A 25,685-nucleotide genomic window follows, 5' to 3' on the forward strand; every position below is an offset into this window, starting at 1 on the left:
CGCAAGTGCGTCCGGCGCCGGTGTCAGGCGCTCAGTCCTCGTCTTCCACCAGCCGGGCCGGGAAGCCGCCCGTGGCGATCGGGCCCCAGCGGCGGGGCGTGATGCGGATGATGGACTTGCCCTGCTTGCGCATGGCCTCGCGGTACTCGTCCCAGTCCGGGTGCTCGCCGGAGATGTTGCGGAAGTACTCCACCAGCGGCTCGACCGAGTCCGGCGCGTCGATGACCTCGGCCTCGCCGTCGACCTGCACCCAGGGGCCGTTCCACTCGTCGGAGAGGACGATCACGCTGACGGACGGCGCGCGGCGGGCGTTGCGCACCTTGGCGCGCTCCGGGTACGTCGAGATCACGATCCGGCCCGAGTCGTCCACGCCGCAGGTCAGCGGCGAGCCCTGGGGGGTGCCGTCGGACCGGCGGGTCAGCAGGATGGCGCGGTGCCGGGGGCGGACGAACTCCAGCAGCTCGGGGAGTTCGACCCTCTTGTTCGTCGCGATGGAAGGGCTCATACGGCCGAGCCTAGGCGCTGGAGCGTGCTCGAACGCCCATCGGCGCACGGCATGACGGGGGCCGCGCCCGGGGCTCAGCCCACAGCGGAAGGACCGGCCCGCGGCGGCCGGTCGCCCTAGCTTCACCGTATGAGACCTCAGCAGCTCACCCCTTCGATATGGCAACTGCCCTTCCCCGTGGGCCATGTGTACGCCGTACGGCTGCCGGCCGGCGGGGCTGCCGGGCGGCCCGGGTTCGCCCTGGTGGACACCGGGGTGTCCGGTTCGGCGCCGGCGGTCCTGGCGGCGCTGGCCGGGCTCGGCGGGCGCCCCGAGGACGTCCGGCAGATCGTGCTGACCCACTCCCACCTCGACCACACCGGTTCGGCCGCCGACCTCGCGGCGGCCACCGGCGCCACCGTGCTGGCGGGCGCGCCCGACGCCCCGGTCATCCGCGGGGAGGTGCCGGAGCCGGAGCCGGTCCTCACCGCCGCCGAACGCCTCCTGCACGAGAAGGTCATGGCGGGCCTCGCGGAGTCCGGCATCGAACCGCCGCGCCCCGTCGCAGTGGACACCGAACTGCACGACGGCGATGTGCTGGAGGGGTGGGGCGAGCCCGTGCACGTGCTCGCCACCCGCGGCCACACGCCCGGCGGGATCGCCCTGCACCTGCCGGAGTCCGGTGTCCTCTTCCCCGGGGACATCATCGGTACCGGGGAGGGCCGCGCGGTGCTCGGCCCGTTCAACGTCGACCGGGAGCAGGCCATCGCCTCGTTCCGGCGGCTGGCCGCGCTGGAGCGGGTCGAGGTGGTGTGCGTACCGCACGGCGAACCGGTCACCGAGAACGCGGCGGCCACGCTGGCGGCGGCCACACCCGAGACCGACTGGCTGTAGCCGCGGGACAGCGGTGCTACGTGTCGCACTCCAGCTCCGTACGGCACAGCGCGCACCGTGCGCGGAGCGCGCCGCGCACCGGGAGCCGGATGCGCTGGTGGCAGGTCGGGCAGGGGAAGGAGACGCGGAGCGGGCCCGGCCCGTCGAAGACGTAGCCGGCGTCCGGCGGCGGGCCGGCGGCGCGGCGCGGTGTGCGGGCGGCGCGCCGGTCCTTCGCGTACCGCCACCGGTCGGCCCGGCCCGCGGCGGCCAGCGGCGGCTGCCGGGTGTCCTGCAGCGCCCGCAGCCGCCCCGCGCGGTAGGCGTCGTACGCCTGCGGGCTGGTGAACCACGGCGCCGGGTCCTCGCCGAAGAACAGCGCCCGCTTGGCGAGGACGTAGCCGAACTCCTCGGGGGTGAGGTAGCCCAGCTTCTGCGAGGACGTGCCGTGCTCGCGGTAGGCGTCCAGCAGCAGCCAGCCCGCGCCGAGGTAGGCGGTCGCGGTGTCGGTGAGGACCTCGTTGGCGTGCGTGCCGGGGAAGGACAGGCCGAGGCGGTGCAGGTAGATGTGCATCACCTCGTGCGCCAGGGCGGCGGCGATGTCCCTGCGGTGCCGGCGGAAGCGGTCGTTGAGCTCGATGAAGTACTCGGGTCCCGCGGTCAGTTCGACGTTCGCGGCGTGCCGCATCCCGCGGAAGGAGACGATCATGCGGGCGTCCGGCAGCCGCAGATGCGCCACCATCGCCCGGGCCACCCGCTGCACGCCCAGGTGCAGGTCCTCCTCGTCGCCGAAGGCCGCGTCGACGGGCGGCACGGCGGTCTCGAAGGTGCGCACGGTGTCGTACGACATCCGTTTGTACAGCGCGGTCACGGCCGCCCGGACCGTCTCCAGATGCGGATAGCCGTGCACGACCTCGCTGCCGGGACGGGTGCCTCCCACTGCCACCCGACCACTGTACGGGCGCGCGTATCGGGACGGTACGGGTCGTACTGCCCGCGGTGGTAAGGGAATTGGACAGCTGGGCACTCTTGTCACACTTGTCGCGCGTTCCACATAATCGCAGGGCGCTTTACGGGCTCACCCCCACTGGGTCCGGACGCCTTTCGTGTGCTGCCGTTTTTGCCGGATGTTTTTGCCGGTTCTTGTTCCGTGCGGTGGTGTTCACCGGCTCCGGTGTTGGCATGGGCCCGTCATAGACGTGCAACCCCCCACGAAAGGAAGCCCGTTGAGCTACCTGAAGCACATCAAGAGAGCGACCGCCGTCGCGGCCGTGGCCCTCGCGGCCGTCAGCCTCCAGCCCGGCACGGCCGGCGCCGCGACCCCCGCCCGCGACGGCGGCGACTCCCCGACGGTCGTCGGCGGCACCCGCGCCCAGCAGGGCGAATTCCCGTTCATGGTGCGGCTGTCGATGGGCTGCGGCGGCGCCCTGTACGCCAAGGACGTCGTCCTGACCGCCGCCCACTGCGTGGACGGCAGCGGCCCGAACACCTCGATCACGGCCACCGCCGGCGTCGTCGACCTCAAGGACTCCGCCGCCGTGAAGGTGAAGTCCACCGAGGTCCTGCAGGCTCCGGGCTACGACGGCAAGGGCAAGGACTGGGCGCTGATCAAGCTGGCCAAGCCGGTCGAGAAGCTCCCCACCCTGAAGATCGCGCAGGACGACAAGCTCAACAACGGCGACTTCACCATAGCCGGGTGGGGCGCCGACAAGGAGGGCGGCAAACAGCAGCGCTACCTGCTCAAGGCCCAGGTGCCGTTCGTCGACGACGCCACCTGCGAGAAGGCGTACGGCGCCGACCTGACGCCCGGCGACGAGATCTGCGCCGGCCTGCTGGACACCGGCGGCGTGGACACCTGCCAGGGTGACTCCGGCGGCCCGATGTTCCGCAAGGACGACGCCGGCGAGTGGCTCCAGGTCGGCATCGTCAGCTGGGGCGAGGGCTGCGCGCGGCCGGGCAAGCCCGGTGTGTACACCGAGGTGAGCGCGTTCGCCGCGGACATCAAGAAGGGCGCTGAACAGCTGGGCGGCTGACCGCCGCGCAGTCCCGGGGAGGCCCCGGTGCCCGGCGCATGCCGTGGTGCCGGGGCCGTCCCGTTAGTCCAACACCTGTCCCTCCTTTGTCCATGGGCGCATCCGCCGCACGGGCAGCACGCTGTCCGGCGACAGCAGTGCCGGTGCGAAGGAGGACAGTGCGCGTGAACGAACCGACAGGTGACGAGCGCAGGCCCAGCCGCAGGCCCAGCCGCAGGACCGTCGTCGCGGGCACCGCCCTCGCCGCGCTCGGCACCGCGCTGCCCCTCGGCGCGGCCTCCGCACACGCGGCACCCCGGGCGGGCGAGGCCGTGCTCCGCTCCGAACGGCTCCAGGTCCGCGTGGACACCGCCTTCCCGCGCGTCCTCGCGTACACCGACACCGCTACCGGCGCCGTGCTGCACGGCCAGGCCGAGCCGGTCACCGAGGTCGTCATCGACGGCACGGCCCGCACCCCAAAGGTCACCGCCCGCCCGTCCGGTGACCGCATCGCCTACACCCTCGCCTTCGACGGCGGCACCGAGATCGGCGTGGAGATCGCCGTCGAGGGATGGCAGGTCCACTGGCGGGTCACCAAGATCGCCGACACCGCCGCGCTGCGCGTCGGCACCCTGCAGATCCCCGCGCTCGCGCTGCTCAGCGTGCGCAGCGACCAGCCCGGCGCGACGCTCCTCGCGGCCCGCATCGAGCTGGACAAGGCCAAGAGCGGCGACACCCTCGTACAGGTTACGGACGGTACGCCCGCCGACGCGGCGCCGCTCGGCTGCGCGTACGCCGTCCTCGCCACCGACCGGCTGGCCGCCGCGCTGGAGACCAACACCGTCTACGACAAGCCGTCCGGGGCCACCACCTGGGAGAACGGCCGGCTCTGGCGGCAGACCGTACAGCGCGACGGCTACGTCGAGGCGCGGCTCGCGTGCGGCCAGTGGACCCACCGCGCGGCCACCGCGCCCCTGGACGCCACCGAACCGCTGCCGTACGCCACCGTGATCCTCACCCGCGACCGCAACGGCGACGGCCGCGTCGACTGGCAGGACGCCGCCATCGCGCTGCGCGACATCATGGTCATGCCGCTCGGCGCGGACGAACAGCACCTGCGCGTCGTCCCGCACATCCCCTTCAACTTCGCCAGCCAGGCCACCAACCCGTTCCTCGCCACCCTCGACAACGTCAAGCGGATCTCCCTCGCGACGGACGGACTCCGGCAGTTCACCCTCCTCAAGGGCTACCAGTCCGAGGGCCACGACTCCGCGCACCCCGACTACGGCGGCAACTACAACACCCGCGCGGGCGGCCTCGCGGACCTCAACGCCCTGGTCCGCGCCGGAAAGAAGTGGAACAGTGACTTCGCCGTCCACGTCAACGCCACCGAGTCCTACCCCGTCGCGCACGCCTTCTCCGAGACGCTCGTCGACAAGAACAACGAGCAGTGGGACTGGCTCGACCAGTCCTACCGCATCAACGCCCGCCGCGACCTGGTCTCCGGCGACATCGCCGCCCGCTTTCAGCAGCTGCGCGACGAGACCGACCCGGCCCTGAACATGCTCTACATCGACGTCTTCCGCGAGTCCGGCTGGAACTCCGACCGGCTCCAGCGCCACCTCCGCGACCAGGGCTGGCTGATCACCACCGAGTGGGGCCACGGCCTGGAGCGCTCCTCGCTGTGGTCGCACTGGGCCAACGAGACCGACTACGGCGGCGACACCTCCCGCGGCATCAACAGCAAGCTGATCCGCTTCCTGCGCAACCACCACAAGGACGTCTTCGCCGACAAGTGGCCGACGCTGCTCGGCGCGCCCCGCATGGGCGCCTTCGAGGGCTGGGTCGGCAAGACCGACTGGCACGCCTTCTGCACGATCATCTGGCGGGACGCGCTGCCCGCCAAGTACCTCCAGGCGTACCCGATCAGGACCTGGACCGACCACGAGATCACCTTCGAGGGCCCGGCCCGCACGGCCGTCTCCGACGCCGACGGCGGCAAGCGCCGCATCACCACCGACGGCCGCCTGGTCTACGACGACGGCACCTACCTGCTCCCGTGGGAACCGCGCCGCGCCACCGACCCGCAGAAGCTCTACCACTACCACCCCAAGGGCGGCACGACGACCTGGACGCTGCCGCGCGGCTGGACGACCGAAGCGGTGTACCTGTACCGCCTCACCGACCAGGGCCGCGCCGACGAGAAGCGGCTGCCGGTCAAGGGCGGCAAGGTCACCATCGAGGCCGCGGCCGGCGTCCCGTACGTCGTGCGCAAGGAGCGGGCCGAGGCCCAGGAGCCACCCCGCTGGGGCGAGGGCACCGGCCTCGCCGACCCCGGCTTCCACTCCGGCACGCTCGACGGCTGGCAGGTCAGCGGCCCGGCCACGGTCCGCGCGAGCGCGCTGGGCGACTACGAGCTGGTGATCGGCGCCGGTGGCGCGGCGGCCGTCGCACGCCGCCTGGACCGGCTCGCGCCCGGCACGTACGCGGCATCCGTGCAGGTCGAGGTCGGCGAGAAGGCGGGGGAGCGGCGCCGCGCCGAGCTGACGGTACGCACCGCCGACGGGGTCACCGCCGCCAACTGGACCGAGACCTCCACGGCCGGCAACTACGTCGGCGCCGACCGCAAGCACGGCACCCGCTTCCAGCGGATGTTCACTTGCTTCACCGTGCCCGAGGGCGGCGGCCCGGTGACGCTGGCCCTCAAGGCCGCGGCGGGGAAGGCGCGGGTGCGGTTCGACAACGTACGGGTGGTGGCCGCCTCCCGCACGGCGAAGGACGGGACCCTCGCCTACGAGGACTTCGAGCACGTGCCGCAGGGCTGGGGCGTCTTCGTGAAGGGCGACGCGGGCGGCGCGAACGACCCGCGCACCCACATCGCCCAGCGGCACGCGCCGTACACCCAGCGCGGCTGGAACGGCAAGGCCATCGACGACGTGATCGACGGCGGCCAGTCGCTGAAGTCGCGCGGCGAGAACGGCGGACTGGTCTACCGGACCGTGCCGCACACCGTGCGCTTCGCGCCGGGGCGCCGCTACCGGGTCACCTTCCGGTACGAGAACGAGAAGGCGGACCAGTACGCCTGGGTGACGGCGGTGGACGACCCGGGGGCGCGCGAGCTGAGCCGCGAGCCGCTGCCCGTCGCCACCGGACCCACCGTCCACTCCTACGAGTTCACCGCGCCGGAGAAGGGCGAGGCGTGGGTGGGACTGCGGAAGACCGGTGACGACGGGACGGCGGAGTTCGTGCTGGATGCGTTCGAGGTCAGGGAGGTGTGAGGCTCCGGGGCGCCGGAGCCGGGCTTCACGGCACCAGCCGAGGCGCCCCCGCGCCCTGTCCCTGTCCGGCGCCCTCCAGCTCCAGTATCAGGACCTCGTTCGGTCCCTCACGCAGACACGGGCCCGGTACGTACAACGCGTGCTGCGGCCCGGTCGACCAGTACCGCCCCAGCGGGAAGCCGCCCACCCACACGAAGCCCCGCGTCCAGCCGGGCAGTTCGAGCAGCGCGTCACCGACACCGCCGGCCGGCACGGTGACGGTCCCGCGATGCAGCCCGCGCGCCCCGGCCCCGGCGCCCGCCCCGAAGGGCAGCTTCCGCACCGCCCCCGCGTCCTCCAGCGCGTCCAGCCGCAGCCCCCGCGCCCGTACCCCGTGCACGTACTGCCGCTCGTGCAGCACCCCGCCCGTGATCCCCTTCGGCTCACCCAGCCGCGGCCCGTAGTTGACCCGCCCCAGCGACTCGACCCACAGCTCGACCTCCGCGGGCCCGGCCACCGGACCGAGCACCGCGTCCTCGTCCTCGTCCGCCAGTACGGGCCCCGGCGCGCCGTCCACGAACGTCACCGCGCGGTCGCGCAGACCGCGCACCCTCAGCTCGTACGGCTCCCGCGGCCCCGGGACCGAGAGCCGGTACCGCACCACCCCGCGGTCCACGTCCAGCTCCTCGAACGTCGGCGGGACGCCGGATTCGACCTCAGGGCCGCCCAGCCCGTCGAGCACCGCGTCCAGCGGCACCCACCCCGTCAGGCGCACGGCCGCGGGCCCGGCCAGCACCGGCTGCGGCGCGGGCGGCTCCGGCAGCGGCCCGTCGGCGTACGGCTCCAGCACCTCCCGGAACCGCCAGAACTTCGCCGTCGGCCGGCCGCGCTCGTCGACGGGCGCGTCGTAGTCGTACGACGTCACGGTCGGCAGCAGCGCGCCGTCCTGCAGCGCCCCGTCCCGGTTCGCCCCCGCCCAGCCGCCGAAACTCGTCCCGCCGTGCGCCATGTAGACGTTCACCGACGCACCGCACTCCAGGACCTCGCGCAGCGCGGCCGCGGCGTCCTCCGCGTCCCGCGCGGCCGCGGCCTCTCCTCCGTCCGGCCCGGCGCTCCAGTGGGAGAACCATCCGCACCAGAACTCCATGCACATCAGCGGCCCGTCCGGCCGGTGGCGGCGCAGCGTCGCGAACGCCTCCCGCGCGCCGGACCCGAAGTTGACCGTCGCGAGCACGCCCGGCACGCTCCCGCCCGTCAGCATGTGGTCCTCCGGCCCGTCGGAGGTGAACAGCGGCACGGTGATCCCGAGCGCGCGCAGCCGGTCGGTGAGATGCGCGAGGTAGGCGGCGTCCGAGCCGTACGAGCCGTACTCGTTCTCGACCTGCACCATGATCACCGGGCCGCCGCGGTCGCACTGCCGGTCCACCACCTGCGGCAGCACCGCCGCCAGCCACCCGTCCACCGCCCGCAGATACTCCGGATCGCGCGTCCGCACCCGCCGCCCCAGCGGCCCGGTCAGCCAGTGCGGCAGCCCGCCGTTCTCCCACTCGGCGCAGATGTACGGGCCGGGCCGGACGATCGCCAGCAGCCCCGCCCGCCGCGCCGCGTCCAGGAACCGGCCGAGCGCCGCCGACTCCCGGAACTCGCCCGGGCGCGGCTCGTGCAGATTCCAGGGCACATACGTCTCCACACAGTTCAGGCCCATCGCCCGCAGCATCGCCAGCCGGTGGTCCCAGTGGCCCTCGTGCACCCGGAAGTAGTGCAGCGCGCCGGACAGCAGCCGCACGGGCCGCCCGTCCAGCATGAACTCCCGTTCCCCGACAGCGAATTCCCGCCGCCGATGTCCGCCTGTCGTCACGCCATTCGCCGCGTCATCCACCACGTCGTCCGTCCCGTCGCTCCCGCCCCGGCTCGCGTCGCGTCCAGCTCACCCCCTGGCGGGGCGGGCGGTCCATGGACAAAGATCGGCGTTGTTTGGACGGAACGTCCCGGGCGGCGGGGGAAGGCGGCCGGCCGACGGAAGGAGCCCGCGTGTACCGCACCTGGATGCGCTACTTCACACCGAGCCCGGTCCACCACCGGCTCGGCCTGGTCTGCCTCGGCGTCGGCCTCCAGCACGGCACGCTGCCCGCCGTCGGCCCGCGCACCCTCGACCACCACGTGGCCGTGATCCTCCACGCGGGCAGCGGCTGGTACGCGGACCCCGACGGCACCCGGCACCCCGTCACCGCACCCGCCCTCCTCTGGCTCACCCCCGGCGTCCCGCACCACTACGGCGCCGACCCGGACACCGGCTGGGACGAGAGCTTCGTCGACTTCACCGGCCCCGCCGCCACCACGTACACCGAACTCGGCTACATAGAACCCCGCCCCGACCGGCCGCTCGTCCCGCTCGCCGACACCGCCGCCGCCCGCGCCGCCATCGGCCGCATCGCCCGCGCGGCCCGCCGCGGCAACCCCCTCCTCGAAGTCGAGACCTCCGCCGCCGTCCACGAACTCCTCGTCGCCCTGCGCCGCGCACGCGCCGACACCGACGCCGACGGCGACCCCGTCCTCCAGGCCCTCGCCCGCGACGCCTTCCTCCCGCTCTCCGTCGCCGAACACGCAGCCCGCCACGGAATGAGCCCCGCCGAACTCCGCATCGCAGTACGCCGCGGCGCCGGCTGCAGCCCCAAGGACTACCTCCTCGGCATCCGCCTCGGCCGCGCCAAGGAACTCCTCGCCGCCACCGAACTCCCCGTCGCCGCCGTGGCCCGCCGGGTCGGCTACGACGACCCCGCCTACTTCAGCCGCCTCTTCACCCGAAGAGTCGGCACCGCACCGGTCCGCTTCCGCACCCAACAGGGCCGCGCGGTCCCGGGCGGCTGGTCCACCCGCATCCCGGACCCGGACGACCCACCGGTGGTGAGCGGGACGGGGTGATGACCGGTGGGGGAGTGGGAGAGGGGGAGTCTCGTGACTGACGCGGGTGGGTGGGAGAGGGGGAGTCTCGTGACTGACGCGGGTGGGTGGGAGAGGGGGAGTCTCGTGACTGATGCCGGTGGGTGGGAGAGGGGGAGTCCCATGACCGACGCGGGTGAGTGGGAGAGGGTGAGCGTCATGGCCGACCTCACCACGAAGCACGCCATCACCTTCCACGCGGACCGCGTCACCAAGCGCTTCAGCAGCTGGGACCGCGGCGAACACGAACGCGAATGGCGCGGCCTCACCCTGCTCGCCGAACACGCCCCCGGCCTCGCCCCGCGGCCGCTGACCTGCGCGCTCACCGCCGAACCACCGAGCATCACCATGACCCGGCTCCCCGGCACACCACTGCGCGGCACACACCTGGACGCCACGCAGACAGCGGCCGTCGCCGCCGCCGTGACCCGCCTCCATGAGGCAGTGCCCCGGCAGGTGCTGACTGCCGTACCGCCCCGGCCCTGGTACGCGGGAGAAGCGGCGGCCACCCTGCGCACCTGGTACGACGCCAGGCCGGGACCGCACCCCGACCCCCTGGTGGAGCGGGCCTTCGGCGAGGGGGCCCGCTGGCTCGCGGGCCCGGACCCGCACCGGCTGGCCGCTGCCGAACCGCCGCCCGTACTGGGCTTCGCGGACGGCAACCTCGCCAACTACCTCTGGGACGGGGAAGGGAGCGGGGGAGGGGGCGCGGAAGGGGACGGGGAAGCGAGCGCGGAAGGGAGCGGAGGAGGGAGCGGAGGAGGGGTTGGGGAAGGGAGCGGGGGAGGCGCCGCCCGCGTGCGGCTCGTCGACTTCGAGGACAGCGGCCGCAGCGACCGGGCCTTCGAACTCGCCGAGATCACCGAACACGTCTCCGCCTGGTCCGACAGCCACCTCCCCGCCGAGGCCCTCCTCGCCCACTTCGACCTCACCCGGTCCGAGACCGCCCGCCTGCGCGACGCCCGCCGGCTCTGCACCGTCGTCTGGCTCTTCCTCCTGTGGAGCGACGCACGCGCCGCTCGCCCCCGCAACCCGCCGGACACCCTCCCCGGCCAGGCCGTACGCGTCCTGGAACGCCTCGGCTGCCACTGACAGCCGAGGCGTTCCAGGACACGTACAGCCCTTACGGGGACACCTCCTCGAGCGGCCGGTTCGTGGTCTCCTCGGCGAAGAACGCGGCGGCCAGCGCGCCCACGAGGGCCACCCCTCCCAGCGTCACGAAGACCGCGGAAACCTGGCCCCCGCTCGCGTAGATCGCCCCCACCACGACCGGACCGAGAATCACCCCGAGCCGGTTGAGCGCGCCGCCGACGCTGCACCCCAGCGCGCGCATCCGCGTCGGGTACAGCTCGGGCGTATAGAGGTACAGGCAGATGTTCGAGCCGAAGAAACAGACCGCGGCGAGCGAGGTCCACACCAGTACCTGCACGGGCGTACCGGCACCGAGCGCGCCGAGCACGATCAGCAGCGCGGCCGCTCCGCCGAGGAAGAACGCGAAGACCTTGCGCCGCCCGATCAGGTCGACCGTGAGCGCGACCAGCAGACAGCCGAAGAAACCGGCGACCGAGGTGACCGTCGAGTACAGCAGCGCGTCGGAGAGCGACAGCCCGTACTGCTTGCCGTAGATCGTCGGCAGCCAGGACGTGATGCCGTAATTGACGAAGTAGCCGGTGAACCAGAGCGCCCCGATGACCAGCGTCCGCCGCCGGTAACGCCCCGTGAACAGCCCCTTCACGCCGGTCGCGGCGGCTTCGGCGGGGGTGGCGGGGACAGTGGGGACCGTAGGGATTGTGGGGACGGCAGTACGTGTACTGGTTGACGTGCTTGTACTTGTGCTTGTGCTGGTGGCACTGGTGGTACTGGGCGTTTCGTCCATGGTGACCGGCGGGAGCGGGGCTCCCGTCGCCGCGGCGACCTTCGCCTCGATCAGGTCCATCGTCGCCTCGGCCTCCCGCAGCCGGCCGCGGTCGGCGAGCCAGCGCGGCGACTCGGGGACGGTGCGCTGCACGAGGATGCACAGCAGCCCCGGCACGGCCGCCACGGCGTACATCCAGCGCCAGCCCAGCGCCGGCACGATCCACGCCGCCGCCACCGCCCCGATCGTGAGGCCGGCGGGGAAGACCAGTTCGTACAGCAGCACGAAGCGGCCGCGCTTGAAGCTGCGGGTGATCTCGCTGATGAACGTCGCGGCGACGGGCACTTCACCGCCGATCGCCAGGCCCTGTACGAAGCGCAGCAGCATGAAGGGCGTCGGCGACGGGCTCAGGGCCAGCGCGAGCGAGGCCAGCCCGGACACGCCGATGCAGATCGCGATGATCTTCACGCGCCCGATGCGGTCCGCCATCCGCCCCGAGAAGAGCGCGCCGATGAGCATGCCGAGGGAACCGATGGTGAGGACGGCGGTGGCGTCACCGTCCGTGAGGTGCCACTCCTGGCGCAGCTCAGGCATGGCGTAGGCGATGAGCAGCTGGTCGAAGGCTTCGAAGAAGGTCACCACGCCGATGACGATGCGGACGGTGACGTGCCAGCGGGACAGGGGGAGACGTTCGAACCGGGCGGCGATGCCGGCGCGGAAGGCGTCGGCGTCACGGTCCGGAGATGCGTCGATTCTCATCCGGGATTCCTCCAGACCCGGCGCGAGGCACGGGCGAGGGATGGGGAGGGAAAAGGGGGGAGTGGGCGGGCGCAGAGGGCGCCGGGAGCTGGGGGAGTCCCGTACGTAAGCGCCAAGTGTCTTAGGGCTTAAGTTCTACCGACTCAAGGGGTGTGGAAGTCAAGGGTCTGGCCCCGGCAAATTTTTCTCCCGGGACCCTTGCGGGCAATTACTTAAGCCCTTAGATTTCTGGCACTGAGAGAAGCCAACCCCTCCGCCGCCCGAGGGCACTGACCGGAACCGAAGCGTGTGAAGCCACGCGGATGTTGTTGGGGCGGGGGCTCCGGTCCTCCAGGGGCTCCGGGGTCTGTGTTGGGGCTTTGGGGTCCGCTGGGGCTCCGGGGGCCTGAGGATCCGGGTCTCCGGGGTCTGCAGGAGCTCCGAGTCTCTGGGACTCCGCTGTCCGCCGAGGCTCCGAGCCGTCCGCGCTTGTCCGGCCCCGTACCGTCCGCACGCCTTCCACGTCCGTACGCCTTCCACATCCGCACTCTGCTCTCCGCCGCTCTCCGCCGCACTCCGCCGCACTCTGCTCCCCGCCGCACTCCGCTCTCCGTCGTTCTCCGCGCTCCGCGCTCCCCGTGCCGCTCACCCGCCGATGTCCGCGAACCGACCGATGTCTGGGAACCCACCGATGTCTTCGACCTCAAACGCCCCGACCCCGCCGACGCCCGCCAGGGATGCCGCGCCCGCCGCGCCGCCTGAGTCATCCGCATCGGCCGGTGCCTCCGCGTCGTCCGGTGCGCCGACGCCGTCCCGGGCTCCCGCGCCGTCATCGATCCCCGTAAACGCCGCCCCCGTGACCGCGTCCCCCGTGGACGTCATCCCGGCGGACGAGATCCTCGTGGCAGGGGAGTGGCGGCCGGGCCGCGGTACGCCGATCGCCACCACCGACCCGGCGACCGGCCAGGTCCTCACCGTCCTCCGCGGCGCTTCGCTCGCCGACGTCGAGGAAGCCGCCGAACGCGCCGCGCGGGCCGCCGCCGACCCGGCCTGGCGCGACCTGCCGGCCCACGAACGCGCCCGGGTGCTGCACCGCATCGCCGCCCTCATCGAGGAGGCGGCCGAAGACCTCTCCGCCCTGCAGACCGCCGACACCGGCAAGGCCCGCACCGAGACGCGCGCCCTGGTCCACAGCGCCGCCGGCACCTTCCGCTACACCGCCGCCGCCCTGGAGACCGCAGAGGACGCCCTCACCCCCGCCCGCGGCCCGTACGTCACGATGAGCGTCCACGAACCGATCGGCGTCATCGGCGCCATCACCCCCTGGAACTCGCCCATCGCCAGCGACGCCCAGAAACTCGCCCCGGCCCTCGCCGCGGGCAACGCGGTACTCCTCAAGCCCGCCGAATGGACCCCGCTGGTCTCCCTCGCGCTCGGCCGCATCGTTTACCGCGCGCTGAGCGAGTACGGCCTGCCCACGGGCCTGCTCTCCGTACTCCCCGGACCCGGCCGCGTCATCGGCGACGCGATCGTCCGCCACCCGGTGGTCGGCAAGGTCACCTTCACCGGCGGTACCCGCACCGGCCGCACCCTCGCGCACGCCGCCGCCGACAAGCTGATGCCCGTCTCCCTCGAACTCGGCGGCAAGTCACCCACCGTCGTCCTCGAGGACGCCGACGTCGAACAGGCCCTGGCCGGCGTGATGTTCGGCATCTTCTCCTCCAGTGGCCAGAGCTGTATCGCCGGCTCCCGCCTCTTCATCGCCCGCCCGTTGTACGACCACTTCCTCACCGAACTCGTCGCCCGTACGCGGAAACTCCGCGTCGGCCCCGGTACCGACCCCAGCACCCAGGTCGCCCCCCTGGTCCACCACGCGCACCGGGACGCCGTCGCCGCGTACGTGGACCTGGCCCGCGAGGAAGGCGCCCGCGTCCTGTGCGGTGGCGCGGCGCCCGAAGGCGAGCAGTACCGCGACGGCGCGTACTACCTCCCCACGGTCCTCGACGGCCTGCCGAACTCCGCCCGCACCTGCCAGGAAGAGATCTTCGGCCCCGTCCTGGTCGCCCTCCCCTTCGACGACGAGGACGACCTGGTCGCGCAGGCCAACGACTCCGTCTACGGACTGGCCTGCGGTCTGTGGACCAAGGACGCCGCCCGCGCCTGGCGCCTCGCTCACCGCATCGACGCCGGCACCGTCTGGATCAACACCTACAAGCAGTTCAGCATCTCCACCCCCTTCGGCGGCATGAAGGACAGCGGCCTCGGCCGCGAAAAGGGCCGCGACGGCATCCGCGCCCACCAACGCCAGAAATCCCTCTACTGGAACACCTCGTCCAACCCCCTCCCTTGGGCCACCTGACCTGCCTGGCCTACCTGTTCCGTCCGGCCACCTGGCCTGTCTGGCCCACCTGATTCGTCTGACCCACCTGCTCCGTCTAGCCCGCCCCTTCGGAGGGACACCCCGCACTCCTCCGGGGCCCGCCCCGCACCCTCCGGGGGCCCCGCCCCCCGCCCCACCCACCTCCACCTCCTCCTCCGCCCACCCGCCACCAACCCACCACGCCCCATCGCCCCCCGTACGACTGGAGACAGCGATGTCCCGTACCCCGCATCAGCCGCCGCCCCAGCAGCCCATCGCGCGCCTGCGCTCCCTGCGGTGCGTCGAACTGTTCACCCCCGCCTTCACCGAAGCCGCCGACTTCTACCAGGAGGTCTGGGGCCTGGAGGCCGTCGAGGGCGACCGGGGCGCACGCTGGCTGCGTGGCACGGGCGACGAACACCACGTCCTCCAGCTGACCCGCGCCGACCGCACCGGACTCGGCCGGATCGCCTTCGCCGTCGCCACCCCCGCCGAGGTCGACGAAGCCGCCCGCCGACTGCTCGCCCGCGGCATCACGCCCGTCACCGGTCCCGGCCCGCTGGACCAGGTCGGCGGTGGCTACGGACTCCGCTTCACCGACCCCGAACAGCGGCTCATCGAGATCAGCGCCCAGGTCGAAGCCGTCGCCCCGCGGGGCCGCGACGGCGCCGTCCCGGTCGGCGTCACCCACGCCGTCCTCAACACCACCGACATCGACGCCGCCGTCACCTTCTACTGCGACGTCCTGGGCCTGCGGGTATCGGACTGGTCGGAACACCAGATGGCGTTCCTGCGCTGCAACGCGGACCACCACTGCATCGCCTTCAACCAGGCCGAGTGGACCTCCCTCAACCACGTCGCGTACGAGATGAGCTCGGTCGACCACTTCATGCGCGGGCTGGGCCGGCTGCGCCACCACGGCATCACCCCTCAGTGGGGCCCGGGGCGGCACGGACCCGGTAACAACACCTTCTCCTACTTCACCGACCCTTCCGGTCTCGTCTGCGAATACACCTCCGAGGTCGCCCAGATCGTCGAGGACGCCTGGATCGCCCGCGTCTGGCGCCGGGTGCCGGAGCTGTCCGACCTGTGGGGCACCGCAGGCCCCCCGTCACCGGAGATCCGCTCCCACATGGCCGGTCACCCCGACCCAGGCCCCCTTACCCAGCCGGCCCCGCAGGAGATCCCCGCATGACACACCCGACCACCACACAGAACCCGACGTCGACCAGCACGTCCCCCCTCTCCTCGACAACCACTGTCACGACCTCCTCGACACTGCCTTCGACAGCCACAGCGGCCACCACCTCACCGGCGCCCACCACGCCCCCCACCTCCCGCAAGGTCGGCCTCGTCGGCTGGGGCGCCATCGGCCGCATCGTGGGCACCGCGCTCGCCGAGGGGAACGTCCCCGGCGCCGAGCTGATCTGCATCGTCGACAACCGTGCTCTCGGCGACGCCCCCGTACCCCAGCTCTCCTTCGAGGAGGCCCTCGACCGCTGCGACCTCATCGTCGAAGCGGCGGGCCAGAGCGTCGTCCGCGAGTGGGGCGAACGCGTCCTGCGCTCCGGTACCGACCTCCTCATCGCCTCCACCGGCGCGCTCACCGATGAGGACGTCTCCTCCGCCCTCCTAGCCGCCGGCCCGGGCCGTGTGTACTTCACCGGCGGTGCCGTCGGCGGCCTGGACCTGCTGCAGGCCGTACGCTCCCTCGGTCATCTCACCGACGTCACCCTCACCACCACCAAGCTGCCCAGCACCCTCGAACAGCCCTGGATGGGCGAGGACTTGCTGCACCGGATGCGCACGGCCACCGGACCGGTCGAGGTCATGCGCGGCACCGCCCGCGATGTGCCGGTGAAGTTCCCCAAGTCCACCAACGTCGCCGCCTCCGTCGCACTGGCCGTCGGCGACCTGGATGCCGTACGCGTCCATGTCGTCGCCGACCCGGCGGCCCAGCACACCCGGCACGTCATCGAGGCATCCGGCAGCCACGGTGTCTACCGCTTCGAAGTGCAGCACCTCCCCGACCCCAACAACCCCGCGACCAGCCAGGTCGTGCCGTACGCGGTGCTGCGCAGCCTCGGCGCCCTCGCCGGGCGGAGGGGGCAGATCCTATGACCGGCCGCACCGCTCCTCCCGTTTCCCCTTCCTCGTCCGCGTGCTCCGCGCCGCTCGAGTCCATGTCATCCACCTCCCGATCCTCCGCATCCGCTACGTCTACGTCCTCCATGCCCTCTCCTTACGATCTCGCCCGGCTGCACGTCGAGGAAGCCGGCGACAGCGGTCCTGTACTGCTGTGTCTGCACGGGATCGGGTCCTCCTCCGCCGCGTTCGCGCCGCAGCTCGCCACGCTGAGCCGGTACGTGCGCGTAGTGGCCTGGGACGCACCGGGCTACGCCAAGTCGGCCGACCCGACTGGCCCGTTCACGCTCGATGACTTCGCCGATACCGCCGCCGCCCTCATCCGGCAGCGTGGCGGCCGCGCTCATGTGCTCGGGGTCTCCTGGGGCGGCGTCATCGCCATGCGGCTCGCCGCCCGCCACCCCGAACTCGTCTCCTCTCTGATCGTCGCCGATTCCAGCGTTGGTTCGGGCACCGACCCGGCCAAGGCCGAAGCGATGCGGGCCCGGGCCGACGAGCTGGCCGAGGCCGGTCCTCGCGCCTTCGCCGAACGGCGCGGCCCCCGCCTGGTCTCCGACGCCGCTCCCGGCGCGCTCGTCCAGCGCGTCACCGACACCATGGCGCGCTCCCTGCGGCTGCCCGGCTACCGCTACGCGACCGAGTCGATGGCCGCCACCGACCTGCGTATCGCCGACCTCGCCGCCGTCAGGGCGCCCACCTTGGTGCTCTGCGGTGACCAGGACCGGGTCACCGGGATCGAAGCGAGCCAGCTGCTCACAGCAGACCTCCATTCCTCCGTGTACGTGATCGTCAAGGACGCCGGTCACCTCGCGAACCAGGAACAGCCCGATGCCTTCGACGCGTGGGTTCTCGCCCACCTCCGAATTTCAGCAGGAATCGCCGAAGCCGGCTGAGGACTGTCCACAGCCCCGCCCATTCATATGACTAAAGGAGTGCATGTCATGCCCATCACCACCACCGAGTACGACAACGGCGGCGACCTCGCCCGCTACACCGACTCCCTGATCGCCACCAAGGACTCCCGCGAGCCCGACTGGAACACCCTGGCCTTCCAGGCCAAGGCCGGTGACCAGTACCGACGCGCCCAGATCCGGTACGTCGGCTCCGGTGCCACCGGTAACCACGAAGGCGACAACCGCGTGCTGCCGTCCGGCGGCTTCACCTTCTCCAACATGCTGCTGCCGCCCGGTGCCGAGGGCCCCGAGCACACCCACCACGACGTCGAAGAGGCGTTCTTCGTCCTGGAGGGGAAGGTCAGGGTCGGTATCCACCGCGGCAAGGACGAGGTCGAGTACCGCACGCTCGGGTACCGCGACATGATCGTCGTGCCGGCCGGTGTGGCCCGGTCCCTCAAGAACGAGGGCGACACCGACGCCCTCTTCTGCGTCGTCATCGGCACGCAGAAGCCGCAGGTCCCCACCTACCCCGAGCACTCGCCGATGCACGGCGTCACCCGCGACTGATGCGCACCGTCGTCATCACCGGCGCCGGCCGTGGCCTGGGGGAGGCCATGGCCCGCCGGGCCGCCGCGGACGGACACCGCGTCGTGGTCGCCGAACTCGACGCCGAGCGGGGCACGCGGGTGGCCGACGAGCTGCGCGCCGAGGGCCACGACGCCCACTTCCTCCCGTGCGACGTCGCCGATCCGGACTCGGTCGCGGCGATGGCGGAGCGGGTCGCCGAGCTGGGACCGCTGCACGGCCTGGTCAACAACGCCGGCCTCGCCAACGGCGTGGGCGGCAAGGAATTCCAGGACATCGGCATCGACGCCTGGGACCGGATCATGACGGTCAACGCCCGCGGGCCGTGGCTCGTCGCCCGCGCCCTGCTGCCCCAGCTCCTCGCCGCGGGCATCGGCCGCATCGTCAACCTCGCGTCGGACGCCGCGCTGTACGGCTCCCCGCGGCTGGCCCACTACATCGCCTCCAAGGGCGCCGTCATCGCCCTCACCCGGGCCATGGCACGCGAACTGGGCGACCGGGGCATCACCGTCAACGCCGTCGCGCCCGGCATCACCGAGTGCGAGGCGACCGAGAACGTCCCCGCGGAACGCCACGAGCTCTACCGGCTCAACCGGGCCATCTCCCGGACCCAGCAGCCGGACGACCTCACCGGCGTCGTCGCCTTCCTGCTCGGCGAGGAGTCCCGCTACCTCACGGGACAGGTGATCGCTGTCAACGGCGGCTTCACGATGCACTGATCAACGCGCGCCCGGTGTGCACCGGCGCGCGGCCACCACCGGGCGCTCCCCGCGCACTTCGCACCGCTCACCACCACCGAAGGAACATCCCATGGACCTGGGCCTCGCCGACCGCACCGTACTGGTCACCGGCGGCAGCTCGGGCGTCGGCCTGGCCACGGTCCGCGCCCTCCTGGCCGAAGGCGCACGCGTCGCCACCTGCGGCCGCGACGCCGACCGTCTCGACAAGGCCGCGGCCCGCCTCGGAGCAGGCACCGACCGGCTGCTGACCGGCGTCTGCGACGTACGGGACGCCACCGCCGTACGCGACTTCGTGACCCGTACCGCCGACCGCTTCGGCACCCTGGACGGCCTGGTCAACAATGCCGGGCAGTCCCGTATGAAGCGCCTCGCGGAGACCACTGAGGAGGACTGGCGCGACGAACTGGAGCTGAAGTTCGCCGGCGTACTCAACCCCCTGCACGCTGCCCTTCCGCACCTGCGCGCCTCCGACGCCGCCGGCATCGTCAACATCAACGCCGTCCTGGCCAAGCAGCCCGAACCCCGCCTCATCACCACCAGCGCCGCCCGCGCCGGCATCCTCAACCTCTCCGCCAACCTGGCCCGGGAACTCGCCCCCGACGGCATCCGCGTCAACTCCGTGTGCCTCGGCCTGATCGACACCGGGCAGTGGACCCGCCGGCACGCCGCCGCCGACAGCGGACTCACCTACGAGGAGTGGCAGGCCGAACTGGCCGCCGACCGCGGCATCGCCCTCGGCCGCCTCGGCAGCGCCGAGGAAGTCGCCTACGCGGTACTGGCCCTCCTCTCGCCGCGCGCCTCGTACATCACCGGAACCAGCATCGACGTCTGCGGCGGAGTCGGCCGCGGCATCCTCTGAGGAGCCTCCATGACGCACCATCCCACCGGAGGCGACCTCCTCGTCGCCGTCCTGCGCGAACTCGGCATCGACACCGTGTTCGGCATCGTCAGCGTCCACAACCTGCCGCTCGTCGAAGCCGTCAACCGTGAGCTGCGCTTCGTGCCCGTACGCCACGAAGCCACCGCGGTGAACGCCGCCGACGCCTACGGACGCGCCCGCGGCTCCATAGGCTGCGCCCTCACCTCCACCGGTACCGGTGCGGGCAACGCCGCTGGCTCGCTCATCGAAGCGCTGAGCGCCGGCACCGCCGTCCTGCACGTCACCGGCCAGATCGAGAGCCAGTACCTCGGCAGCGGCCGCGGCTTCATCCACGAGACCAAGGACCAGCTCGCCATGTTGGGCGCGGTCTCCACGTACGCGGCGACCGTGCCCTCCACGGAGGACGCGGGGCGCATCCTCCGTGAGGCGGCGTGTGCCGCCCTGCGCGCGCCGGGCGGCCCGGCGAGCGTGGAGTGGCCGATCGACCTGCAGTACGCGCCGCAGCAGGACGAGCACGTCACCGTGACGCCCCCGGAGACGGCCCACCCGGAAGCGGCCGCACTCGACGCCGCCGCACGGCTGCTGGCCGGCGCCCGCAAGCCCCTGATCTGGGCGGGAGGCGGCGCGTGCGGGGCCGGGGAGCGGCTCGCCGAGCTGCTGGCACGCACCGGCGCCGGACTGTTCACCTCCAACTCCGGCCGCGGCGCCGTCCCCGAGGACCACCCGCAGGTCATCGGCAACTTCGCCACCACACCGGCGGGCCGCGCCCTGCTCGCCGAGGCCGACGTCCTGCTCAGCATCGGCACTCACTTCCGCTCCAACGAGACCGGCGACTACTCGCTCGGCCTGCCCGAGGCGCACCTCCAGATCGACGTCGACGCCGCCGCCCTGGGGCGCGTCTACCCGGCGCAGCACGCGCTGCACGGCGACGCGCACGCCGTACTCGGCGCCCTGCTCGCCCGTCTGCCCGAGGGACTGCAGGCTCCCGGCGACGGCCCCGCGACCGGCAGCGCCGAGCCCGGCTGGACCGCCCGCGTCGCCTCCGTACGCGAGGAGGTACGCGCCGCTCTGCACGACGCCATCGGGCCGCAGGCCGCCGTCTGCGACGCGCTGCGCGACGCCCTGCCGCGCCGCGCCGTCATCGCCCGCGACGTCACCATCCCCTCCAGCAGCTGGGGCAACCGCCTGCTGGAGATCTACGACCCGCGCGACAACGTCTTCCCGCGCGGCGGCGGCATCGGCCAGGGCCTGGGCATGGGCCTCGGCGCCGCACTGGCACGGCCGGACGCACCGACCGTCGTCATGGCCGGCGACGGCGGCCTCGCCGTGCACCTGGGGGAGCTCCTCACGCTCGCCCAGGAACGGCCCGCCCTCACCCTCCTCGTCTTCAACGACGGCGGTTACGGCGTGCTCCGCAACATGCAGGACCGCTACAGCGAGCGCCGCTCCGGAGTCGACCTCACCACCCCCGACTTCTCCCTCCTGGCCCGCGCCTGCGGCCTGCCCTACGCCCGGATCGCCGCCGAGGCCGACGCGGCGCCCGTCCTCGCCGAGGCCGTCGCCTCCGGCGGCCCCACCCTCGTCGAGGTCGACCTCGAAGCGCTCGGCCCGATGAAGAACCCGTTCACCCCGCCCGTCAAGATCCCCACCGCGTGAGGAGGCCGACGCCATGACCAGCAACGAGCCCCAGCCGGGCACCCCAGACCAGGACACGGCCGCCGAGCCCCGCCTCGACCTGCTCGTCCACCGCATGACCTGGGAAGCCGATGGCGTTCTCTCCGTCGACCTCGTCCACCCCGACAGCAAGCCACTGCCCGCCTGGCAGCCCGGCGCCCACCTCGACCTGCACGTCGGCGGCCACACCCGGCAGTACTCCCTGTGCGGCGAGCCCCTCGACACCACGCGCTACCGCCTCGGAGTCCTCAACGAACCGGCCTCCCGCGGAGGTTCCCGCTTCGTCCACACCCAGCTGCGCCCCGGACAGACCGTCACCGCCGTCGGCCCCCGCAACCACTTCGCACTCACCGACGCGCCCGCGTACCTGTTCATCGCCGGCGGCATCGGCATCACCCCGCTGCTGGCCATGGCCCGCGAGGCCACCCGTAAGGGCGTGCCCTGGCGGCTCGTCCACGGAGGGCGCAGCCGCGCCTCGATGGCCTTCGGCAGCGAACTCGCCGACCTCGCCACCCGAGGAGGCGGCGAACTCGTCCTCCACCCCCAGGACGAACACGGCCACATCGACCTCGACGCGGCTCTGACCGGCCTCGACGACCGCACCCTCGTGTACTGCTGCGGGCCCGAGCCGCTGCTCGCCGCCGTCGAGGACCGCTGCCCCGCCGCACAGCTCCGGGTGGAGCGCTTTGCCGCGCCCACCGTGGAGCGCAGCGGCGACGACAGCGCCTTTGAAGTCGAGTGCCGCCGCTCCGGAGTGACGCTCACCGTCGGTGCCGACACCTCCGTCCTCGAAGCCGCCGAGGCCGCCGGCCTCCAGGCCGAGAGCTCCTGCCGCGACGGCATCTGCGGAAGCTGCGAGACCCGCGTCCTCGAAGGCGTCCCCGACCACCGCGACTTCCTCCTCAGCGAGGCCGAGCACGCGGCGAACGCGACCATGATGATCTGCGTCTCGCGCTGTGCCTCCGAACGCCTCGTCCTCGACCTGTAAGCCACCCCGCTCGCCTTGTAGACACCGGAGGCACCGATGACCCCCTGGCCGTACCTGGACGTCCACCAGTCCCGTACGCACGAGCCCACCCCGTACGAGTACAAGCTCGCCGCGACCCTCGAAGAGGTCTTCACCCACGAAGGCCACGAGCTCGCCGATGTCGTCCGCGGCCTCAACTCCCGGCAGGTGCACGCCCCCGACGGCGCCCCCTGGACCGAGGACACCTTCCGCGCCGAGATGCACCGCCTGGGAGCCTGACATGACCCTCACCACGAAGGCCGGCACCGCCGCCACCGCTGAGCACATCTACGCCACCGGGCTGCGTAACCAGTGGCACCCCGTAGTGCCGTCCCACTTCGTCACCCCCGGAGGCATGCGCAAGGTCACCGCCCTCGGAGAGGACTGGCTGCTCTTCCGCCGCGCCGACGGCACCCTCCACATGCTCGCCGACCGCTGCCCCCACCGGGGCGCGCGGCTCTCCCTCGGCAAGCACCTCGGCGACCGCGTGGCCTGCTGGTACCACGGCGTCGAGGTCGAGGGCGAGGGCACGGTCTCCTCCGTACCGGGCCTGCCCGGCTGCAACCTGGAGGGCAAGAAGCTCGTCACCAGCCTCCCCGTACGCGAGGTCGGCGGCGCGATCCTCGCCTACTTCGGCGACGAGCAGCATCCGGAGCCGTGCGAACTGACCCTCCCCGAACCGCTCACCGACCCCGGTACCGAGGCCATCCTCTGTTACGCCGAGTGGAATGTGCCGTGGCGGTTCGGCATGGAGAACCTCCTCGACCCGATGCACGGACAGTTCCTGCACCACGAGTCGCACACGATGTTCGACGGTGACACCACCGCCAAGTTCCGCATCCGGGAGACCGACCGCGGTTACTTCTTCGAGAAGACCGACCAGCGCGGCGTCAACTTCGACTGGGTCGAACTGTGCCGCACCGGGGTCGACTGGGTCGACCTGTCCATCCCGTACCCGCCGTCCGCGGGCCCCGGCGGCCCCTTCGGGATCGTCGGCATGATCTGCCCCGTGGACGAGCACCGCAGCGGCGTCTTCTTCTGGCGCTACCGCAAGGTCACGGGCTGGCAGCGCGACACCTGGCGCTTCCTGTACCGCACCCTCATCGAGAAGCGCCACTGGGAAGTTCTCGAACAGGACCGCGTCATGCTGGAGGCCATGCCGCACGACGCCGATCAGGCCGAGAACCTCTACCAGCACGACCTCGGTGTCGTACGGCTGCGCCGCCTCTACCGGACCGCCGCCGAACAGCAGGCCGCCGCGCTGGCCTCCCCGGAGCCCGCCGCGGCGCCCGCCCCCGCCGGCGGCTGACACCGTGGCGCCGACCGCAGCACCGCCCACCGCCACGGCCTCCCCGCGGCGGTGGGCGGGCGTCCTCAGCCTGCTCGCCGTCGTCCTGATCTCCTACATCGACCGCGTCAACGTCTCCGTACTGATCACCGACCGGGCCTTCACCGACCACTTCGGCATGACCGGCGACCGCGTCCTCCAAGGCGCCCTGATGACCGTCTTCCTCATCGGGTACGGACTCGCCGCCTTCTTCCTCACCCCGCTGTACGAATCCGCCCTGGGAGCGCGGCGCGGCCTCCTGGTGAGCGTCGGCCTCTGGGCGGCGCTCACCCTGCTCTCCCCGTACGCGCTCGGCGCCCTGATGTTCGTCGCCCTCCGCTTCCTGCTGGGCGTGTCCGAAGGGCCGCTGTTCTCGCTCAAGACGATGTACGTCAAGGAGCACTTCGCCCCGCACGAGGTCGGCAGGCCCAACGCGGTCAGCTCCATGGGCGTCTCCCTGGGCACCGCCCTCGGACTGCCCCTGATCACCTACCTCGTCCACCGCTACGACTGGCACACGTCCTTCGTGCTCCTCGCGCTCCTCAACGCCGCGCTCGGGCTGCCGCTGATCGCGCTCTTCATACGGGGACGGGGACGCACCGGGGAGGGCCGTACCGGTCAGGAGAGCGCGCCCACGGGACCGCGGCGCGGTGTGGCGGCCACCCTGCGCGAAGCCCTGCGCACCCCACGCCTCGGCTGCATCCTGCTCATCGAGATCGCCACCCTGGCCTACCTGTGGGGGAGCAGCTCCTGGCTGCCGGCGTACCTCCTGCAGGAACGCCACTTCTCCCTCGCCCAGATGGGCGCCGTCTCCGCGCTGCCCTTCCTGATGGGCCTGGCCGCCGGCTTCCTCGGCGGTTACCTCATCGACAAACTGCCCGCCCGCAGGCTGCCCCTGCTGTTCGTCGCCGGCGCGCTCGGCACCGGGAGCTGCGTCCTGCTCGTCATCACCGCGGACGCCGCCTGGCTCGCCGCCACCGGACTCGTCCTGGCAGGCGGCTTCTGGGGCCTCCAGGGCCCGGCCATCCCCACCCTCGTACAGCGGCACGCACCGGCAGGTACGGTCGGCAGCGCCTACGGAGTGGTCAACGGCGTCGGCAACCTCGTCTCCGCCTTCATGCCCACCGCCATGGGCGCGGCCATCGCCCTCGGCGGCGGCCACGGCTTCGCCGCCGGATACGCACTGCTCATCGGCGCCCAGGCCATCACGCTGGTCTGCGGAGCCTGGCTCCTGCTCCGGCCCGGCCCGCCCGGCGCCGAGGACCCGCCCCTCACGCCTCGGGCGACGCGTCCGGCTCCACCGCACCCGACTCCGTGATGGACCGCTCCAGCTTCGACAGCAGCCGCGCCAGCTGACGGCACTCGGCGGGGGAGAGGCCGGCCAGCATCCGCCGCTCGTTCTCCAGATGCTCGGCGAACAACGCGTCGATCTTGGCCAGGCCCTCCTCCGTCAGCCGCGACCGCACCACCCGCCGGTCCTCCGGATCCCGCTCCCGCACGATCAGACCGTCCTTCTCCAGCCGGTCGATCCGCAGCGTCACGCCCGCCGACGAGATCAGCCCCGAATCGGCCAGCTGGCCCGCCGTGCGCCGGTACGGCTTCCCCGCCCTGCGCAGCGCCGTCAGCACATCGAAACCGGCCACCGACAGGCCGTGCGACTCCACCGAAGCCGTCAGCTTCGCGCTGTACCGCAGGAACGTACGGTGCAGCCGCGCCAGCACCTCCAGCGGCGAGGTGTCCAGCTCCGGCCGCTCCCGCCGCCAGTCCTCGATGATGCCGGCCACCGCGTCCCGCGCCGCCGTCTTCCTCGCCATCTCGGCACCCTCCCCGGGCTCGCCCATCGGGCCGGGCACCCGGCCATGATCTTCCGGAAATCTTAGTACTGAGAAGCCCTCCCACTTAACGGTTCCGGCC

22 protein-coding genes are annotated in these 25,685 nt (G+C 72.4%); 17 read left to right on the forward strand and 5 right to left on the reverse strand.

The window, feature by feature from the left end; genetic code table 11:
• Positions 1 to 31: 31 nt before the first annotated feature.
• The gene (locus ACIGXO_RS29640; RefSeq protein WP_399792899.1) at positions 32 to 505 is read right to left on the reverse strand and encodes a PPOX class F420-dependent oxidoreductase; all 474 of its coding nucleotides are present in this window, start codon (positions 503 to 505) and stop codon (positions 32 to 34) included.
• A 129-nt stretch (positions 506 to 634) separates the two neighbouring features.
• Here ACIGXO_RS29640 and ACIGXO_RS29645 point away from each other — a divergent pair, with 129 nt between their 5' ends.
• Positions 635 to 1,378 (forward strand): MBL fold metallo-hydrolase, encoded by a 744-nt coding sequence (locus tag ACIGXO_RS29645; RefSeq protein WP_399792901.1) that lies wholly within the window; start codon positions 635 to 637, stop codon positions 1,376 to 1,378.
• 16 nt (positions 1,379 to 1,394) lie between these two features.
• Here ACIGXO_RS29645 and ACIGXO_RS29650 read toward each other — a convergent pair whose 3' ends face one another.
• Complete coding sequence (locus tag ACIGXO_RS29650) at positions 1,395 to 2,303, reverse strand: hypothetical protein (RefSeq protein ID WP_399792903.1); 909 nt, start codon at positions 2,301 to 2,303, stop codon at positions 1,395 to 1,397.
• A 280-nt stretch (positions 2,304 to 2,583) separates the two neighbouring features.
• On the opposite strand from ACIGXO_RS29650, the gene ACIGXO_RS29655 reads away from it, so the two are divergent.
• Both ACIGXO_RS29655 and ACIGXO_RS29660 read left to right on the forward strand, forming a co-directional pair.
• Entirely contained in the window at positions 2,584 to 3,390 is an 807-nt protein-coding gene (locus ACIGXO_RS29655; RefSeq protein WP_399792905.1) for a S1 family peptidase, read from the forward strand.
• Between the two features lie 164 nt (positions 3,391 to 3,554).
• Complete coding sequence (locus ACIGXO_RS29660) at positions 3,555 to 6,647, forward strand: endo-alpha-N-acetylgalactosaminidase family protein (protein WP_399792907.1); 3,093 nt, start codon at positions 3,555 to 3,557, stop codon at positions 6,645 to 6,647.
• A 25-nt stretch (positions 6,648 to 6,672) separates the two neighbouring features.
• On the opposite strand, the gene ACIGXO_RS29665 is transcribed toward ACIGXO_RS29660, so the two are convergent.
• Positions 6,673 to 8,430, reverse strand: a complete 1,758-nt coding sequence (locus tag ACIGXO_RS29665; RefSeq protein WP_399792908.1) for a beta-galactosidase family protein — start codon at positions 8,428 to 8,430, stop codon at positions 6,673 to 6,675.
• A 227-nt stretch (positions 8,431 to 8,657) separates the two neighbouring features.
• On the opposite strand from ACIGXO_RS29665, the gene ACIGXO_RS29670 reads away from it, so the two are divergent.
• Entirely contained in the window at positions 8,658 to 9,548 is an 891-nt protein-coding gene (locus ACIGXO_RS29670) for a helix-turn-helix domain-containing protein (protein ID WP_399792910.1), read from the forward strand.
• 141 nt (positions 9,549 to 9,689) lie between these two features.
• Positions 9,690 to 10,658 carry a phosphotransferase gene (locus tag ACIGXO_RS29675; protein ID WP_399792912.1) on the forward strand — a complete coding sequence of 323 codons (969 nt, stop codon included), beginning with the start codon at positions 9,690 to 9,692 and terminating at the stop codon, positions 10,656 to 10,658.
• Between the two features lie 31 nt (positions 10,659 to 10,689).
• Here the strand turns inward: ACIGXO_RS29675 and ACIGXO_RS29680 are convergent, their stop codons facing one another.
• On the reverse strand, positions 10,690 to 12,180 hold the full coding sequence (locus tag ACIGXO_RS29680; protein ID WP_399792914.1) for an MFS transporter: 1,491 nt from the start codon (positions 12,178 to 12,180) through the stop codon (positions 10,690 to 10,692).
• 850 nt (positions 12,181 to 13,030) lie between these two features.
• Between ACIGXO_RS29680 and ACIGXO_RS29685 the strand changes: the two genes are divergently transcribed.
• The 12 genes from ACIGXO_RS29685 to ACIGXO_RS29740 all read left to right on the forward strand — a co-directional run bounded on the left by ACIGXO_RS29685 (position 13,031) and on the right by ACIGXO_RS29740 (position 25,089).
• Positions 13,031 to 14,518: an aldehyde dehydrogenase gene (locus tag ACIGXO_RS29685; protein ID WP_399793300.1), complete on the forward strand. Its 1,488-nt coding sequence runs from the start codon at positions 13,031 to 13,033 to the stop codon at positions 14,516 to 14,518.
• A 235-nt stretch (positions 14,519 to 14,753) separates the two neighbouring features.
• On the forward strand, positions 14,754 to 15,713 hold the full coding sequence (locus ACIGXO_RS29690; RefSeq protein WP_399792916.1) for a VOC family protein: 960 nt from the start codon (positions 14,754 to 14,756) through the stop codon (positions 15,711 to 15,713).
• On the forward strand, positions 15,710 to 16,639 hold the full coding sequence (locus tag ACIGXO_RS29695; RefSeq protein ID WP_399792918.1) for an aspartate dehydrogenase domain-containing protein: 930 nt from the start codon (positions 15,710 to 15,712) through the stop codon (positions 16,637 to 16,639). The genes ACIGXO_RS29690 and ACIGXO_RS29695 overlap by 4 nt, the downstream gene beginning before the upstream one ends.
• Before the next feature lie 110 nt (positions 16,640 to 16,749).
• The gene (locus tag ACIGXO_RS29700) at positions 16,750 to 17,556 is read left to right on the forward strand and encodes an alpha/beta fold hydrolase (RefSeq protein WP_399792920.1); all 807 of its coding nucleotides are present in this window, start codon (positions 16,750 to 16,752) and stop codon (positions 17,554 to 17,556) included.
• Between the two features lie 48 nt (positions 17,557 to 17,604).
• Positions 17,605 to 18,126, forward strand: coding sequence for a cupin domain-containing protein (locus ACIGXO_RS29705; protein ID WP_399792922.1), 522 nt, complete (start codon positions 17,605 to 17,607; stop codon positions 18,124 to 18,126).
• Complete coding sequence (locus ACIGXO_RS29710; RefSeq protein ID WP_399792924.1) at positions 18,126 to 18,863, forward strand: SDR family oxidoreductase; 738 nt, start codon at positions 18,126 to 18,128, stop codon at positions 18,861 to 18,863. The genes ACIGXO_RS29705 and ACIGXO_RS29710 overlap by 1 nt, the downstream gene beginning before the upstream one ends.
• A 91-nt stretch (positions 18,864 to 18,954) precedes the next feature.
• Entirely contained in the window at positions 18,955 to 19,743 is a 789-nt protein-coding gene (locus tag ACIGXO_RS29715) for an SDR family oxidoreductase (protein ID WP_399792926.1), read from the forward strand.
• A 9-nt stretch (positions 19,744 to 19,752) separates the two neighbouring features.
• Entirely contained in the window at positions 19,753 to 21,420 is a 1,668-nt protein-coding gene (locus ACIGXO_RS29720) for a thiamine pyrophosphate-binding protein (RefSeq protein ID WP_399792928.1), read from the forward strand.
• 13 nt (positions 21,421 to 21,433) lie between these two features.
• Positions 21,434 to 22,426 carry a PDR/VanB family oxidoreductase gene (locus ACIGXO_RS29725; protein ID WP_399792930.1) on the forward strand — a complete coding sequence of 331 codons (993 nt, stop codon included), beginning with the start codon at positions 21,434 to 21,436 and terminating at the stop codon, positions 22,424 to 22,426.
• A 36-nt stretch (positions 22,427 to 22,462) separates the two neighbouring features.
• Positions 22,463 to 22,684: a recombinase-like helix-turn-helix domain-containing protein gene (locus tag ACIGXO_RS29730; RefSeq protein WP_399792932.1), complete on the forward strand. Its 222-nt coding sequence runs from the start codon at positions 22,463 to 22,465 to the stop codon at positions 22,682 to 22,684.
• A gap of 1 nt (position 22,685) precedes the next feature.
• Entirely contained in the window at positions 22,686 to 23,753 is a 1,068-nt protein-coding gene (locus tag ACIGXO_RS29735; RefSeq protein ID WP_399792934.1) for a Rieske 2Fe-2S domain-containing protein, read from the forward strand.
• Between the two features lie 4 nt (positions 23,754 to 23,757).
• Positions 23,758 to 25,089, forward strand: a complete 1,332-nt coding sequence (locus ACIGXO_RS29740; protein WP_399792936.1) for an MFS transporter — start codon at positions 23,758 to 23,760, stop codon at positions 25,087 to 25,089.
• On the opposite strand, the gene ACIGXO_RS29745 is transcribed toward ACIGXO_RS29740, so the two are convergent.
• Positions 25,043 to 25,585: a MarR family winged helix-turn-helix transcriptional regulator gene (locus ACIGXO_RS29745; protein WP_399792938.1), complete on the reverse strand. Its 543-nt coding sequence runs from the start codon at positions 25,583 to 25,585 to the stop codon at positions 25,043 to 25,045. The genes ACIGXO_RS29740 and ACIGXO_RS29745 overlap by 47 nt on opposite strands.
• Positions 25,586 to 25,685 lie beyond the last annotated feature (100 nt).

It is taken from the genome of Streptomyces sp. NPDC053542 (assembly GCF_044544685.1).
In the GTDB taxonomy this organism is placed as follows: Bacteria; Actinomycetota; Actinomycetes; order Streptomycetales; family Streptomycetaceae; genus Streptomyces.

Bases quoted from the DNA above. Each gene is read 5' to 3' on its own strand.
- ACIGXO_RS29710 (WP_399792924.1), top strand. From the start codon at position 18,126: ATGCGCACCGTCGTCATCACCGGCGCCGGCCGTGGCCTGGGGGAGGCC.
- ACIGXO_RS29745 (WP_399792938.1), bottom strand. From the start codon at position 25,585: ATGGCGAGGAAGACGGCGGCGCGGGACGCGGTGGCCGGCATCATCGAG.
- ACIGXO_RS29665 (WP_399792908.1), bottom strand. From the start codon at position 8,430: ATGCTGGACGGGCGGCCCGTGCGGCTGCTGTCCGGCGCGCTGCACTAC.
- ACIGXO_RS29695 (WP_399792918.1), top strand. From the start codon at position 15,710: ATGACACACCCGACCACCACACAGAACCCGACGTCGACCAGCACGTCC.
- ACIGXO_RS29715 (WP_399792926.1), top strand. From the start codon at position 18,955: ATGGACCTGGGCCTCGCCGACCGCACCGTACTGGTCACCGGCGGCAGC.
- ACIGXO_RS29730 (WP_399792932.1), top strand. From the start codon at position 22,463: ATGACCCCCTGGCCGTACCTGGACGTCCACCAGTCCCGTACGCACGAG.
- ACIGXO_RS29690 (WP_399792916.1), top strand. From the start codon at position 14,754: ATGTCCCGTACCCCGCATCAGCCGCCGCCCCAGCAGCCCATCGCGCGC.
- ACIGXO_RS29700 (WP_399792920.1), top strand. From the start codon at position 16,750: ATGCCCTCTCCTTACGATCTCGCCCGGCTGCACGTCGAGGAAGCCGGC.
- ACIGXO_RS29680 (WP_399792914.1), bottom strand. From the start codon at position 12,180: ATGAGAATCGACGCATCTCCGGACCGTGACGCCGACGCCTTCCGCGCC.
- ACIGXO_RS29640 (WP_399792899.1), bottom strand. From the start codon at position 505: ATGAGCCCTTCCATCGCGACGAACAAGAGGGTCGAACTCCCCGAGCTG.
- ACIGXO_RS29735 (WP_399792934.1), top strand. From the start codon at position 22,686: ATGACCCTCACCACGAAGGCCGGCACCGCCGCCACCGCTGAGCACATC.
- ACIGXO_RS29675 (WP_399792912.1), top strand. From the start codon at position 9,690: ATGACCGACGCGGGTGAGTGGGAGAGGGTGAGCGTCATGGCCGACCTC.
- ACIGXO_RS29720 (WP_399792928.1), top strand. From the start codon at position 19,753: ATGACGCACCATCCCACCGGAGGCGACCTCCTCGTCGCCGTCCTGCGC.
- ACIGXO_RS29705 (WP_399792922.1), top strand. From the start codon at position 17,605: ATGCCCATCACCACCACCGAGTACGACAACGGCGGCGACCTCGCCCGC.
- ACIGXO_RS29725 (WP_399792930.1), top strand. From the start codon at position 21,434: ATGACCAGCAACGAGCCCCAGCCGGGCACCCCAGACCAGGACACGGCC.
- ACIGXO_RS29645 (WP_399792901.1), top strand. From the start codon at position 635: ATGAGACCTCAGCAGCTCACCCCTTCGATATGGCAACTGCCCTTCCCC.